The sequence below is a fragment of the Bacillus salitolerans genome (genome assembly GCF_042680805.1).
In the GTDB taxonomy this organism is placed as follows: domain Bacteria; phylum Bacillota; class Bacilli; order Bacillales; family SA4; genus Bacillus_CJ; species Bacillus_CJ salitolerans.
Map to the genome: position 1 here is coordinate 67,984 of NZ_JBHUEM010000005.1, position 14,842 is coordinate 82,825.

Here is a 14,842-nt window from a genome sequence, read left to right on the forward strand (position 1 = left end):
GACTCAAGACAACCTCGAATAGTATCGCTCCACAAAACATATGCCCTTCAAGTCATCGATTCGATTAATAATATAATTCTTCCCTGTGCCTGGATTAATAATGGTCATTCCAAGAGTTGGGTTTAGATGCATTTCCATTATCAAAGTCTTTGTGTATTGTTCTAAGATTCTATAAATCATTTCGCTCGCTCTCTTTTTGCAATATTTTTATTGGTTGCTCTTTATTTATGTAGCTTCATTTTCCAAAGAGATGAAATTAGTTTTGACGACAATATCACTTGGTTCTTAATTCATTTAAAATTTCACGTTCTTGTTCTTTTTCCCACTCAATTTCACTATTTGTATAACGTTCGTGATTATCGATTAAGCGACTATATTCTTCTGACGTAATTTCTATTTTTTCAATTTCCCCACCACATTTCTCAGAAATATGATTAGCTATATCTTCATCAATAAATAAAAAAGCTACTTCTTTATCTTTAACGAATTCAAGGCTAAATGAATTTTCATTGTTGGGTAATCTTTTTAAACCACCTGCATAATACAGCTTTCCAAGTTTAACAAGCCAAAAATTCAATATTTTTTCCACTTTAATTCATCCTTTCGTTATGTGCATCATAAGTCTGTTCCCAAGCGTACTGCGAAGTAACTCGGCCTTTTCATCCTCTAATATCTTTAATACGTCATACCCTTCATACTCGTATGTTGTTGTTTCCAGTTTTAAAGTATAAATAATGTTATGACAAGGTGATTCTTCCTGTCTTATATCAACAATTAGTGACTGCTCAGAAAGGCTTTTCATTTGTATAACTTTCTCCATTCTTTTGTATAGTTTGGTTTATCCTCTAAGCTGGTTACGTGATTTAACATTGTTACTCCATGTAGTTCGTTGTTTTTAGGAACCCCTTCATTCAAAAAAAAATATTATCGTAAAGGACTTAATGGTATTTCTATTTCTGGCACTTGGCTTACGGTAATAATTCCTACAATTATCATTAAAATAACGAAATAGGTCCATTCAGATTTAAATAACTTTTCCATACAACATGTCTCCTTATATAAAAATGTCAACAACTATACGTTCTTCCAATTACTTCCCGAACAGGATAGTCATAGAGTTGATTAATCCATTCGTTATAGTCATACGTAACAATTAGATCTGCACCAGGCATTCCCATATGTAACAAATTGAGAAGTTGTGAGAGTTCTCTGTGGTCCTTCTCTGAATAATAACAATGATATAGTTCCTTCCCTTTTTTAACATATGGCGGATCAATGAATAGAGTAGATTCACTGTCCCAATATGCTTCCTCAATGAGTTCACATGCATTGAGTTGGGTAATAGTCATCCGGTCACTAAGAGAATGAAGGTGATCAATCCTTTTCACTAAGGTTTTGGGGTTCCATCTCGACAGCAAGTTCTTGTTTGTCCCATTCTTACCGCCCAATGGATTTGCTTTATAAATCCCACTGTACGCTAAACGATTTACGATTAGAGATGCCCACGCTGCATCTACTACGTCAATGCCTTTATAATCTTGCTTGATGATTGACTGAGCTCTAAAAAACTCTTTATGTGTTGGTTCTTTAGACTGTATGCGGTCAATCAAAGCGAATGGCATATATTTGATCAGCCACCATAAGGAGTAGACACCTGTATCAAGGTCATTCAGATGTAGGTGCTCGACAATACCTGCATCTAACATAGCAAGTTCAAAACTTCCTCCACCTGTGAAGGGTGATACAAGCTTCTTATTCTTGGCTTGCTGAAGGTGAGAATATAGATATTCGATTAACTTAGATTTCCCGCCTGGATACCTGTAAGGTGATAATTGTTTAGACAGCTTAATCGTGGGAGGAACAGTTCTCCGTTCGTTCATGTCTTTATCCTCCAAGATCAAAGTAAATTTATGGCGAGTTGTTTGGTCATTTAGATAGGTATAGCCATCACAGTCTTCACACCAGAATCCTGCATTGAACTGATCAACTTGAAAGCTCCCATCTTCGGCAGTACCCATCAAGTTACAAAATTGACAAGTTAACATTGATGTGACCTCCTCGTCAGAAATTTCCTGTACAGGCTTACGCAGCAACATCCGAACTTAAACCCAATCCTAATTTAATGGCACCCGAAGCACCCATACCTTGATTAAAGTAAAGTGGTTTATTTAGCTCTTTCGCAACCTCTTTAATAAGGTCCATAGAAACATGTCCGATAGCCCCTAACTGCACCACAATGGAATCAGCCTTCTTAATAAGAGTCTTAAACTCGTTTTTATTGCCTCCGTTACGGCTCTTACCACAATGGAATAATACGTTACACTTATACTTTCCTGCTAATTTCTTTAACGTAGCTTCTTGTGAACCTCCAAATACTGCAATCGTTGGCTTTTTCATATCAATACATCTCCCTTTGAATTTGTTTGGTTAATTTGTGTAACAAATATAACACGTATTTCCAGGATTGATTTTGATTCCAAAGGGGGAAAAAGCCAAAATTTACGAAATTTGACTCACTTTTTCAGTCTTTTCGAATACAATCCAATTATTTTTTAGAGCTAATAATACCGCTGCAATCGTTGTATTGACCTCTAGTTTTTTCACGACATTTTTTATATGTGTAGATGCCGTCGCATCAGTAATATAAAGGGTTTGAGCGATTTCCGAATTAGACAAACCTCTTGCTGAAAGCTCAAGAACCTCCCACTCTCTTTTGGTTAAAAGACCTTTTGGTCGAGTAGGTATTACTAATTCAGATGTAAAAACTAAACTTTTTACCATTTGGAGCATCTTTTGGTATCCTTCTAACACAGTACAGGACAATTTGTTGTCCAAATAGATGCGATTCTCGATCACATTTAAAACTGCATTGACCAAAATTTGACCTGAACTGGACTTAAGGACAAACCCTTTCACTTTCCTAGAAAGAATATCAAGTGTCTGTTCGTTGTCTTTGACCATAGACAGGACAATTACTTTTGCACCAAGAGAAATTACCTTTTCTAGAAGTTTCAAACCTTTATTATCTGGATAGGAAAAGACATCGATGATTACGATACTTTCATCAAACTTTGATGGTTGTTCCTCTATCCATGATTCGTCGCAAATAGTAATATCTAAATCTGTCAGATGAAGAGAAAGAATTCGTTTCATTCCTTCCCTGTACTCTCTTTGTTCGTCCAAAATAAAAATGTTCAACCTACCAGCTCCCTTAAACACAAAAAAGGAACTCCTCTCTAAAAACTACTCGTTCGCTGGAGTAGTATGGTTTAGAGGGGAATTCCCTTTTAATATATCGTTCAATTTAATTTGTTATTTGAATGCAGAATAAATCTATATTTATTATAGTATGCTTTCCAGTGAGAATCAATGACCTTTCACCCAATTTTGCGGACGTGGTGCAGAAATCATTTTAATTTCACCTTTCTGGCTCAGCAATACATATTGTCCAAATCCATCACTTGATACATACCAACACATTTTAGAAGCTAGAGATAGCGCTGACTTATGATTATGCACTGGATATGGTGATTTGTAAACATGTTTACTCCACCCAACTTCTACCCCTTTATTTGTAACACCAACAAGTTTCCTTTCGCTTTGGTTTACAATCCAACAACCGTACGTTTTTGTAGGGTCAATATACCAGGTCGCGTCATCTCGTGGAGAGTCAATATCTGGTTTGAACGGGTATGTTGATTGCTCCTCATCAAAAGCGTGACCAGCAAACTCATAAAAAGTCTCTTCATCATCTTGTATAGAATCTTCATAATAGATATCCATTTCAACATCATCCTCAATTGGACACTTCCGAAGACATCTTGCATAAACATTAGGGCTTTCTATGTCAGCTGAAGGATAATAGCCACACTTATTTGTAAAAGGATCGAATAACGAGCATCCGGTTTTACATGTTGGCCTCTCCTTTCGTGAGTCCCTAGTTTGTTTAGTTTTTGTATTATCGATGATTAGTTGTAGTGACATAGGGAAACCCTCCTAACGTTAATGATTTATGCTGCTCCGAGAAATATAAAAGGCATGATGGTTGATAATAATAGAATGATAGTTGAGCCTATGAATAAGCGTTTAGACCATCGATTATAATCTGGATGCGTAATTAATTTATAAATGTACCGTAAGGCTAACCCCACTAGGATCATTCCAACGGAAGAATAGATTCCGACCTTTGTGAGCACCTTCAAAAAATCACCTGCTAATACCGATACTCCCATTGCATTTGTCGTTAAGATAATAAGTGGCACGCCTCGGAATAAGATGAGAACAAGAAGCGAACTAATCATAACGCCAGTGCTCCATTTAGTCCATTGTCCGATTTTCATCATCATACTAAAAGCCATCACTACCACAGCTGCTAAAAAAATAACCGTAATAAACTTAATACCTGTCGAATATACAACGGGCAACAATTCATTAGCTCTTTCCCCTAGTAGAGAGAATGTAGTTAAATCTCCAGAACCCTCTTTATGTTCAAAAGGCATTCTATTTATATCCTTCTGTGAGTCAAACGGTGATGCCGAAGCTAGTATTGTAGTTGCAGACATAAGAAAAAACACTGCTAACATAAAACTTACTACTTTTTTCATCGTCTTCCTCTTCCACTCTTAGCAAGCTGAGGTCTATCACTTCCCTGAAAGAAGCGCATATTTACCTTTCGTAAATTCCAATGCATAATGCCTTTTACGACAGGAAGTTTCTCATAAAACATTTTACCTTGCTCGTTATCTCTTGTTACTTCCATGAACTTATGCATCATAGATACCCAGTTTCCTAAAATTTGCATATTAACACCTGTATCTACATTTTGTAGTAGAGACGCTAATTCATTTGTATTTACACGTAAGTCTACAAAGACATTTTCAATATTATTTCCTTTCCCTTTGAACTCCATTGCTACTACATACTTATGCAATCTTACTAAGGCTTTGAACTTTTTTGTCAAAATAACCTGTGTTTCAAGAGCATTCATTTTAGTAAGGGTATGAATGTTGATACGAATCTCTATGTTTTCACCATTAATCACGCCAGTAGATGAAATGGGTAAATTAATATCGAACCTACACTTACGATCAGGAATGCTCTTTTCACTCGCAATGGAAGTAAAAAATGGGACCATCCACTTTGTCCAAGAATCGATGATATCAGTACGGAGATTTTGAAAATAAACGTTTTCGGAGTTAACCCCCGGTGTAAAATCTCCATCCATTAAAACCTGATCTTGATCAGCAGAATATCTTACAGCTAATACATCACATGAACATTTATGTTCGATTAATTCTGATATAAATGAGTCAAATCTAGTTTCACTTAATTGCATTTTGCGACACCTCTCCATACCACTGTTAATTGAATATTCTTGATGGAACAAAGTAGGTAGTTATTTTTATTGTCACATATTATCACATTATGTGACAATAAATTAATTTATATTATACATAAACTACCACTTTGCTACAATACTTTGATAAAATAAACACAAGTTTACTATTGGGGGAATGAAACGTATGTCTGAACAGAACACTTCTAAGAAGAATTCCTATAAAACCATACGCATCGATTATAATAGCTTCGAAAAACTCGAAAAGATAGCAGAAACATTAACACAAGAACTTCAAATAAATGTTTCAAAAGCTGCTGCTGTAAAATATTTAGTCAATAACTTTGCTGGCCTTAATAAAAAAGAACATAAATAGTCTGATTGGTAGCCAGTCAATAAACCATTGAAAATTTAAAATTGACTGGCTTTTTTGTACCCTTTAGAAAAAAATTAAGTAAATTTACCATTTTAGACAATTACTTAATTTGCCCTTAAACTACAAGAGACAACATCCATTAAGTTGTAAAAAACTTAATGAATGTTGTCTCTAATTTTTAATGTCCGCCCGTTCCAGGATCTTGGACACTTTGGCTAATCACTATGTCGTCTGTATTAAAAACTATTTCATCTTTGAAGAGCTTAAACTTCTCTTCTTTCTTTGCATTAACTTCATCACTAGCGAATACTCCTAGTCCAAGAGTTAAAGTCAATGATGCTCCTAAACAAACCTTAACAAACTTATTCATATTGTCACCTCATATATCATTTAACTGACATATTCCTAAATTTATTATAATCTTCCATATTTGGAGAATCAACACTTTTTTACAAATCACTGGCTAAACTTCTGATTAAGCTTGCATAGAATAGATTTCCACCTGTTTGGAATCCCTCAATAGCAACCTTTAAAAGGGCTTGATTTCTAAGACATATACCTTTGTAATACAATTGGAAGGAAGTTAACTCGCCCCTTTTCCTTTCAATTTCATTCAAAATTGATAAGCACTTATCTTGGTTTTCTTTCCCTTCCAATCTAGCATGATAATGGCAGACTTCTGCTCGATCTGATAAAAAGAGTTCATTAAAATCATTGTGTATTAGACGAATAAAATCATGCGTAGCTTCTAATTGTACTCTTTTTATAGTGAAATCCTTATTTACTACTTCTAATAAGGATAATGATTTTTTAATATATTGGATGCTCTGTTCATAATCATGTTCTGCATGTAACTGAGCGAGTAACGCATAGGCAGAAATTATAGGAAAATGATAAATGTTTCCAGAATTAATGATAGTCCAAGCCATTTCCCGTGCCTTTTCCTTTTCATTTCGAGCCATGAACACAGTTGATTTCATTTCCCATACCCTAATCAGCATAGAATGTTTGAAATAACTATCTTCAAGTTGCAATACTAACTCTGTAACATCATCTACTAAATCTAACATGACGTTCCAAGCATTAAGGTCATAAAAGCTATATAAAGTTAGGATCTCCATCATGACCTTAGATGTTTCTTTTGTAAAGTTCGTATTTAATTTTATTTGCTCAGTTCGCCTATACATTTCCTGTTTTTTATTAACAAAAGCACCACGATTTCTTTGCATTAACAATAGATATAGAGGAGAAAATTCTGGATTGTCAAATTTGTATGCCAATTCTTCGGCTAATTCGAAATATCCATTGTTCATTAAATATTCTAATATCATTGGCTCATTATCTGGACGATCGGAAAGTATACAAAATTCCCTCATTACTCGATTAAAGATATCTGGCTCGCCTTCGTATAATAATTCTGCCAATTTATAAAAATTTGAAAAATGAAATGCAGCTTTTCCTTTAAATATAAGAGTAACGTTAGCTGGTGTACATTCGAATAAAATAGAAATGTCTTTCTTTTTAATTCTTTTCTTTTTTAAATCAGCCTCTAGTCGGCACAAAAACTTAGTATACATATTATCACTTCACTTTCAAGTTTAATATCTATTTGCACGAATAGTCTAGAAGATTTGGAGTCGTATAAGCTGTATACTGTATATTTATCCTCTAGGCGTAGATAATAAAAAAGTATCCTACATAGGATACCTCATGGATTATCCCGATAGCTGGCTAGCATAGTTTATCACTTTAGCCCCTTAAGCTTTGCGTCACCACTTTTCAATGGTTTTGCCTTTAACGGATGTATATAGATATAAATTAGTACTTTTGTAATATATTATATTGAAACGAGAATGCTTATCAGTACAAAAGTAGTATATCTATTTATTTACCTCTTGACAATGCTATTTGGCAAAGTTGTTCTATATTTCCAATAGTATGAAACTTCTCTTAACTTACTCAACTTCCACTTGTTAATCTTATCCAGATATACCAACTCTCCTTTCTTACCTAATAACAATAGTAAAAAGGACTAAAATAAAGCATTAATCCTTTTTATCTTGCTACTAAGCGTTTTGGTTCATATTAGATAGTTCTATTACTCTCATTTGAATGGCTCCTTTAGTCCTTCGGAGAAGCTCTCCTGCTTCTTCATAAACTAAACCTTGTCGAAGCAAGTTCATTAGTTTTCGATCTTCCTCATCAGACCATCTTTCGTAAGCTCGTTTAGCTTGTGTTTGACGTTTACAAGCATCTTCTACCCAAGTTGGCTCAGGTAAGATGGAATACCTTTCATATTTCGTGAAATCAATCTTGTCTTGGTTCTTCTTTGCCCAATTCCAGAAGTCTTTCGGAGCAATCATTTGATAAGTACATTTCTTCCTAGTAACCTTCTCTTTTACAGGAAGTCCCTCATTTTTTTTCAGTTTTCCTAATTGGTAAGGTGTTGTTTTTAATAGCCTAGCTAATTCCTTAAGTGTCAATTCACCCTCATGATCTTTAGTACTAAGACCCATTCGTTTTAATTTAGCTTCCACTGAACCAATATCCCTATCTAAGGTAGTTGCAATTGTCTCCAAATCGAATTTTCCTACTATTTCATAGAGATATTCTTCTTCTTTGGTTGTCCAAATTCTATATGTTCGGACCATAATATATACTCCTCTCAACGTTAAAATGAAAAAAGGAGCAAGCACATGGTATCTGTACTTACTCCCTCTCTTTGTTTACTTTTTTATTAACAAACGGCTGCCATGTACTCATCCGGTATGAGATAATCCTGAGAAATGGTTCGTTCAATGGCATCAATATGTTGGACAGTGATATCCTTTTCCGTACGATTCACAACTACGGATAAGATTTCTCCAACACCAACCATCGAACTTGCGTCACCCATGTTTAACCAAATACGGTTCCCATCGGACACATGAACGTACTCATTCTCAATCCCGACAACTTGAACAGTCCATTTTTGCTCTCCCATTAAACCGTCTCTTATACGAGCTGTTGCCAGTTCAGAATATGATCCATCCAGTTCAATGTTTTCATCATCTTCAGATAAGTCTTCCATTGTTAGACAATCCTCAATTGGTTGTTGTTCCATCATCATATCTAACTGGTTTAACTCATCATCCATTGATACCGTTACGTAATTGTCGGGTTCCATACAATCAATATAGGAATCCTGAGACATAGGCTCTTCGTATTGCTCCGCTTGAGGCCCATTCACTTCTTGTTCAATCATTGAAAGAAATTGTAAGGTATCATCATTTAATACTGCTCTTTTAACCTCTGGTACTTGCGTAGTTTCAACTGGAGCAGATTCAACGACTGTTTCAGTGACCAACTCCATCTCCATTTGCTTTTCTTCTTGATAACTCATTACAAAATCATATGTTACCATTCGAGAAACACGGATAATGTCTGCTTTGATCATACAATATTGCTCCAATACATGAATCACTACTAGTTGAATGATAGATAATGCATCTACTACTGCAATTGTCATATTTAATATCTTCCTCTCATTTTTAATTAAAGAGAACATCCATAAGGATGTTCCATTTATGCAAACAACTCAAAGACTAACTGACCATCTGCCGGTTCAGCTTTCTTTTTACTTTTCTTCATTTGCTCCTCTTCTCGCGTGTATACCATAAGAGAAATTTCTTCACCATATACAGCTTTAGTTGGACGTTCTAATTGTGCGAAGTAATCCAAAATGACATGACCTTCAGGATTCAAATCAATACCAAAGGCTTCAATAAGATCCACTTCTAGCACGCCACCTTTGAATAAGAATCCTGGCACTCGGTCATTTTCGATAAACTTACAATACGTTGCTGTTTTTCGAAGAAGCACATTTCGAGTAGATTCTTCCTCCACACTACTTCGAACCCAAGCCATAAACTGGTCTGATAAGGATTTTGGTTTCTTCTTCCCGATATTCGCCATTAATTCTCTAGCTCGTTCAGAAGTTGAAGCAACCCAATCCTCTAAGCTACTCTGTACTTTCGTACCTTTCTTAATCTGCTCAATCAACATAGATTGGAGATCCCCTTCGTCTCCTAACATCGCTGCAAGTCCGTCGCTGGACATTTCCCCACTAATAGCGGCAGCCGCTTTGTTCTTACGTGCAATAAGCTCAGCCATGCTTTCTTGGAAGGTATCCTTATATGCCAAAAAGAATATTCTGACTTCTTCCGTTTGGCCAATTCTCCAAGATCTTCTCATACTCTGGTTCAAAGTATAGAGTGACCATGGGAACTGGTAATAGATACACGTTGGAGTTGATAGAAGGTCCAAACCAACCTTTACTAATTCCATGTTGGTGATAATAACATTAACTCCCTCTTTTTCTACCTTGTCCTTCAACCAATCCGAGCGTTTATAAGGTTTCGTTGTGTTGGTTCTTAAAATTGCAACCTTTGCACCAATTTGTTCGAGGACTTTTTGCAATCGAGGTTGAACGTCTCTTCCTTCGTTAGACGTACCTGTATCACGGATGTATACGATACAAGGGCGACCTTCAGCCATCTCCATTTCAACGAGCTCTTGAAGTTTTTTCTCCTTCGGCAATAAACGATTTTCGTCTAAATACTTTGGCACCCAGATAACTTCGCGCTCCCCACTCATGTTTAGATAATCAACCGTAGGATAAGTAAAAGGATTATCAGGGTAAGCAACCCCATTCATCGTTAATGGAAGATACAGCTTAAATCCGTCTTCTCTTTCATCTATTTCCCTCTCGAAAGTAGAAATCATATCCTGATATGCTTCGCGTTGGTCACTCTCCATATCTACTAAAATAGTAGGCGTTTCGGTATATGGAACTGCATCCACCCAAACGTCTTTTAGTTTCACCATGATCACATTCTGAATGATGAATCTACTAAAGATAAATGGACTATAACCTGGTAGAATTTTTTCTTTGGAAGAGTTATTGCCTCCTCTAGATTGAGAGTTAGACATCTCTCCATTTGGATCTTCACGACGATACGTTGTTTTCTCGATATTTCCATATTCCTCTATAAATTTTCGTACTCCCGAATATTCATAACCTGCTTCCACCATTAAACTAGGAAACAATCTAAATAACAGATAGAATATATCGTCTGCACGTCCTCCGAAAAGTGTTCCAGTCCCAGCTACTACTTTCTTGGAAACCGAAGCAAGCGCCCCAAGAGAATTACCTTGAGCGGAATTGGAAGATTTTAGTTCATGAACCTCGTCGATTATTGACATGTCAAAGAAATTTTTCATTCTTCTACGAATATATTCAATCACCGCAACTTTTCGAGGCTTCCCTACTACTTTAGGAATCTCAGGTTGAGAGGATTGAACTTGAGCTACTAATCTTTTATTCCCATCCTTCACCGCATGAATGAGTTCTTTCTCGTGCTTGCTCCAATCTTTAAAAGAGCTATATCGAGTTGGAACTTTCTTCGTCCAAAGCGAATCTCCGCAATGATAACAAAAGGCATTCTGCGGTTTAGATGCATTTTTAATACGACGACTATTCCCGAACTCATCATCACTCATGCTGTGAGTTGAATGCTGTTCTTCCTCGATCCCCTCTTCGTTAAGTACCACCCGGGTATCCTCAATAACTTGGTGAGGCTTCCCGCAGCTTGTACAATAAAAGCCATACCTATAAGGTAGTTTATTTTCTTCACGTTGGGACTTTGTTTTTTCGTACTGGAATTCCACAGCAGGAACAGTAGCACAATCATTTCTCATTGTTGTAAAAGAAATAACAAAGAATGTGGGTACACTAGGTTTTGGACGACCGTTACTTGTCCACTCATTGTGATAGTCAATGATATCCTTAGCATCCCTTACGACAATAACCTTTGCATTCGGCACAATATATCGAATTTCTTCGGGCCATTTCGCTGTTAAGGTAGGTGGAACCATCATTGCCACATGATATCCTTTTTTGTTTCTCAGCTTAAAGTGAGTATCTGCTACTGCTGTCATCATCGTTGATTTACCGGTACTCATTTCTCCGTTTATGATAACCGCCTTTTGTTTGTCTAATCGTTTAACAGTTGCCGTTACCGAATGAGATTGTACAGGGAACAATTGACGAGGATAAGTATCCAGCGATTCAAAGTGGGAATCGACCATTGGATTATGACCTGGTTGTACTTCTTCATTAAGTTTTTCAACCATATCATCCGAATAGTCCACCATATACTTTGTTAGATCCTCTACCTCTTGTAAGCTGCTACCACTACCTTCCTTTGGAAAGAGAAGTTTTTTCGTTTTTACCAACTCACTAATGAGAGTATCCGCTTCGGGTTCTTCTAACCGTAAACGGTATAAGTGAATTCCGTCAGGGAATAGCTTGGTATCCACGTACATCTTCACTTCTTCAAGATAGTTTCGCTCCACAAGAACGTCATAAAGGGGTTGTCTCCATTCAGGTAAAATGTGAAGACCATATTTACCATTACCAAGCGTTCGTGCAACTGCTTCAGCCGGATCACCATCGAAACACATAATATAATCATGGTTTCCCAAGAGTTCTTCGTGAACAATCGCTAAGGCTTTTCGGTTTTGGTTAATCGTCATACTGAATTTTTCATACTTCCCTCGTTCCGAGATAAGAGGATATTCCTTAACAAACTCATACTGTGTATTGGTTTTCTTCCCATGACCAAATGAAACAGGAATTCCTAAATCAATCGCTGCTTTAATCGATTGCATAGTAGAGTCACTACCCGCAATAATCGTCAGCATAATCTTATGATTTTGATAGGTCTTCTCTGACTCTTCTAGGGCTAATGCAAAACAAAATGCATTTTGCCACGATTGTTCATGATACAGCTCCAACATCTTCGGATTATCTTCATGCTCTACTTTCTTTAGCTCTTCCCAATTAATTGTCTTACCCATAAATATTGCCTAACCATCTATGAAAAGTAGGGGAAAACCCCTACCCATCATTTTCAATGGCTAGGGGTACACCTCCCTATTGTCTGCTAGTTATTTTGCTACAAGTAGCTCTACGCCTTTAAGCTATTGAGCCATACCTCTTCTGGCAAGCTCTTGAAATGTGCAATACATTCATCAACAGCTTGTTTCACAGAATCTGCATACCCGCATGTAACGCTTTTTCTACAATCTGATTGTACAAACACACGAAATTGCTCCCCATATGGAGTATAGCCAGCTTTCTGAACATAAAAAGTAACCCCTTTAAAAGGTTCTTCATGCAAGATCGGAAAGACAGCATTCACCACATTCTGTTTCATACCAACACCCTCTCTACTGTTTTATTTATATAAAAACGAGACTTTCTGTAAGGAACATTCCTACAAAAAATCTCGTTATTACCCATCCATCAAAAAGTTGCGAACACAAAAAAAGCAGCTCTATGACGTTTAATTGAAAAGACAGGATACATCCGTCTTTCTTTCAATCAACCTCATAGGCTGCATATTGTTTAGTAAGTACCCGCTAATCCTATTCCAAGGATTGCAAAGAAAAATTAAAAAGAAAAAGTAATATAGGGATATTATACCTTTTTTCAAGTAATACGTAAAGACTAGGATTCTTCTGGATGAAAGTTCCCTCCACCATAAATAAAAGTCCTCTGTCTACATATGCTACATATAAATTGATATAAGGACTGAACATGATGGACTTTCAATATCCGATGTTACTGGAGAAGGCAGATGAACACATTATCCAAAAGCCTCATATGATTATAGAGCCCAAAATTGATGGGATTAGAGGAATCCTTTCAACTTATCCCACTTTCCCTCTTTTACATACAAGACATAAAACGAATATTACAAAGCGATTTCCTGAGATTATCTCTTCGATTCAAACGAAAGAACCCTGTTTATTAGATGGAGAAATTTATTGTGTGGATCCAAGTACTGGACTAGATGACTGGGAATTAACCATGGACCGATTCCATTTGCATTCGAATGAATTCAAAATACAATATGCCGTAAGGGAAAATCCCGCTTACTTTGTAATTTTTGATATCTTGTACTATGGAAAAAATGAGACAAATGCTATGAAGTTACCTTTGTGGCAACGGAAAGAGTTACTGCAAGAAATGGTTGTCACAAATGCACATATTCAATTGATGTTCTTTAGCGAAGTAGGAAAACAAGTACATGATGTCCTTAAATCAAGGGGACATGAAGGATTGGTTGTTAAGAACAAAAATAGCCTGTACTACCCTGCAGCAAGAAGAGAATGGGGGAAATTTGTATTTTATAAGGAGTATAAGGTGGTTCTAACAGGATTTCGCCATAAGGGAGAGTTTGGAGTATTATGCGCTTTTGCACAAGGTGATAAGTTAAAACCAGCGGGTGTTATCGAATTTATGGCTCCAGAACACCGCAAAACTTTCTTTCGATATGCTTACCAAAACAAAATTAAAGAAGATCAGATGAATGTATATGTACACCCGACATTAAATGGAATTGTTAAGACAAGAGGATTAACACGAAATGGTTATCTACGTACCCCCGTTTTTGTTGAGTACAGTATCTCCAATTAAAGAAAGGTCTCCCCTTAGTATTTGGAGAGACCTTCTTTTCACTCATAATAACACCCCTTACTTCTTCTTCCACTTACCCTTAACCTTTGCTATGAACCGACTTGTTCTTTCCTTCACCTTTCTGTGTATTTTTTGTCCTTTTTCCATAATGACAGGACCGTACACAATAAAAATAAATCCAATAACAATTTCCATGATAATATCCATTTATTTTTACCCCCTAGGCTTTATTAGCCCTTAAAAACTTTTAAGGACAAGTAACATATTTTTGGATCAAACAACAACTCTTGAATGCGAAAAAATATTGGTAAACAATAATTGAATTGAGTAACAACTGCAAGGTTCACTAAAAGCACCACTATATCGAGGTATTTATTTTCTTCTCTAGAAAAGGTTTGAAAAAACAATATTTAATCACTTGTAATCTATATCTGTACCTCCCTAACTCTGCTAAGAGTCCAAATTTATAATCGACTCTAATATCTCTTTTAAAAATTTTTCTTTTATCCTTCATAAATAAAAGTGTTTTTTACTGCATTAGTTACACTCCTTCGGTTGAAAAATAAACTTCGTATAACCTATTGGCGCCAACTGCTGTAAAACTTCA

Annotated in this window: 17 protein-coding genes and 1 riboswitch; of the genes, 2 read left to right on the top strand and 15 right to left on the bottom strand. The window is 36.2% G+C overall.

Features of this window, described 5'->3' with window-relative positions; translation table 11 throughout:
- Nucleotides 1-274 precede the first annotated feature (274 nt).
- The 8 genes from ACFSCX_RS06255 to ACFSCX_RS06290 form a co-directional block, all read right to left on the bottom strand.
- Nucleotides 275-589: a hypothetical protein gene (locus tag ACFSCX_RS06255; protein WP_377927311.1), complete on the bottom strand. Its 315-nt coding sequence runs from the start codon at nucleotides 587-589 to the stop codon at nucleotides 275-277.
- A 6-nt stretch (nucleotides 590-595) separates the two neighbouring features.
- On the bottom strand, nucleotides 596-802 hold the full coding sequence (locus tag ACFSCX_RS06260) for a hypothetical protein (RefSeq protein ID WP_377927312.1): 207 nt from the start codon (nucleotides 800-802) through the stop codon (nucleotides 596-598).
- A gap of 265 nt (nucleotides 803-1,067) precedes the next feature.
- Nucleotides 1,068-2,045 carry a DNA adenine methylase gene (locus ACFSCX_RS06265; RefSeq protein ID WP_377927313.1) on the bottom strand — a complete coding sequence of 326 codons (978 nt, stop codon included), beginning with the start codon at nucleotides 2,043-2,045 and terminating at the stop codon, nucleotides 1,068-1,070.
- A gap of 37 nt (nucleotides 2,046-2,082) precedes the next feature.
- Nucleotides 2,083-2,397, bottom strand: coding sequence for a DUF2325 domain-containing protein (locus ACFSCX_RS06270; protein WP_377927314.1), 315 nt, complete (start codon nucleotides 2,395-2,397; stop codon nucleotides 2,083-2,085).
- Between the two features lie 102 nt (nucleotides 2,398-2,499).
- Nucleotides 2,500-3,198, bottom strand: a complete 699-nt coding sequence (locus ACFSCX_RS06275; RefSeq protein WP_377927315.1) for a response regulator transcription factor — start codon at nucleotides 3,196-3,198, stop codon at nucleotides 2,500-2,502.
- 168 nt (nucleotides 3,199-3,366) lie between these two features.
- On the bottom strand, nucleotides 3,367-3,984 hold the full coding sequence (locus ACFSCX_RS06280) for a hypothetical protein (RefSeq protein WP_377927316.1): 618 nt from the start codon (nucleotides 3,982-3,984) through the stop codon (nucleotides 3,367-3,369).
- A gap of 26 nt (nucleotides 3,985-4,010) precedes the next feature.
- Nucleotides 4,011-4,604, bottom strand: a complete 594-nt coding sequence (locus tag ACFSCX_RS06285; protein ID WP_377927317.1) for a hypothetical protein — start codon at nucleotides 4,602-4,604, stop codon at nucleotides 4,011-4,013.
- Nucleotides 4,601-5,335, bottom strand: coding sequence for a hypothetical protein (locus ACFSCX_RS06290; protein WP_377927318.1), 735 nt, complete (start codon nucleotides 5,333-5,335; stop codon nucleotides 4,601-4,603). The genes ACFSCX_RS06285 and ACFSCX_RS06290 overlap by 4 nt, the downstream gene beginning before the upstream one ends.
- A 187-nt stretch (nucleotides 5,336-5,522) precedes the next feature.
- Between ACFSCX_RS06290 and ACFSCX_RS06295 the strand changes: the two genes are divergently transcribed.
- Entirely contained in the window at nucleotides 5,523-5,711 is a 189-nt protein-coding gene (locus ACFSCX_RS06295) for a hypothetical protein (RefSeq protein WP_377927319.1), read from the top strand.
- Nucleotides 5,712-5,889: 178 nt separating this feature from the next.
- Here ACFSCX_RS06295 and ACFSCX_RS06300 read toward each other — a convergent pair whose 3' ends face one another.
- From ACFSCX_RS06300 to ACFSCX_RS06325, 6 genes are all read right to left on the bottom strand, one after another.
- Nucleotides 5,890-6,081 carry a hypothetical protein gene (locus ACFSCX_RS06300; RefSeq protein WP_377927320.1) on the bottom strand — a complete coding sequence of 64 codons (192 nt, stop codon included), beginning with the start codon at nucleotides 6,079-6,081 and terminating at the stop codon, nucleotides 5,890-5,892.
- A gap of 79 nt (nucleotides 6,082-6,160) precedes the next feature.
- The gene (locus tag ACFSCX_RS06305) at nucleotides 6,161-7,288 is read right to left on the bottom strand and encodes an AimR family lysis-lysogeny pheromone receptor (RefSeq protein WP_377927321.1); all 1,128 of its coding nucleotides are present in this window, start codon (nucleotides 7,286-7,288) and stop codon (nucleotides 6,161-6,163) included.
- Between the two features lie 142 nt (nucleotides 7,289-7,430).
- Nucleotides 7,431-7,514, bottom strand: a riboswitch (cyclic di-GMP riboswitch).
- A 263-nt stretch (nucleotides 7,515-7,777) separates the two neighbouring features.
- On the bottom strand, nucleotides 7,778-8,362 hold the full coding sequence (locus tag ACFSCX_RS06310) for a hypothetical protein (RefSeq protein ID WP_377927322.1): 585 nt from the start codon (nucleotides 8,360-8,362) through the stop codon (nucleotides 7,778-7,780).
- An 86-nt stretch (nucleotides 8,363-8,448) separates the two neighbouring features.
- Nucleotides 8,449-9,219 carry a hypothetical protein gene (locus tag ACFSCX_RS06315; RefSeq protein WP_377927323.1) on the bottom strand — a complete coding sequence of 257 codons (771 nt, stop codon included), beginning with the start codon at nucleotides 9,217-9,219 and terminating at the stop codon, nucleotides 8,449-8,451.
- Nucleotides 9,220-9,275: 56 nt separating this feature from the next.
- Entirely contained in the window at nucleotides 9,276-12,611 is a 3,336-nt protein-coding gene (locus ACFSCX_RS06320; protein ID WP_377927324.1) for a helicase-related protein, read from the bottom strand.
- Between the two features lie 110 nt (nucleotides 12,612-12,721).
- Nucleotides 12,722-12,970, bottom strand: a complete 249-nt coding sequence (locus tag ACFSCX_RS06325; RefSeq protein WP_377927325.1) for a hypothetical protein — start codon at nucleotides 12,968-12,970, stop codon at nucleotides 12,722-12,724.
- A 386-nt stretch (nucleotides 12,971-13,356) separates the two neighbouring features.
- Here ACFSCX_RS06325 and ACFSCX_RS06330 point away from each other — a divergent pair, with 386 nt between their 5' ends.
- Nucleotides 13,357-14,235: an ATP-dependent DNA ligase gene (locus tag ACFSCX_RS06330; RefSeq protein WP_377927326.1), complete on the top strand. Its 879-nt coding sequence runs from the start codon at nucleotides 13,357-13,359 to the stop codon at nucleotides 14,233-14,235.
- 57 nt (nucleotides 14,236-14,292) lie between these two features.
- Here ACFSCX_RS06330 and ACFSCX_RS06335 read toward each other — a convergent pair whose 3' ends face one another.
- Nucleotides 14,293-14,442 carry a hypothetical protein gene (locus ACFSCX_RS06335; RefSeq protein WP_377927327.1) on the bottom strand — a complete coding sequence of 50 codons (150 nt, stop codon included), beginning with the start codon at nucleotides 14,440-14,442 and terminating at the stop codon, nucleotides 14,293-14,295.
- Between the last annotated feature and the right edge of the window lie 400 nt (nucleotides 14,443-14,842).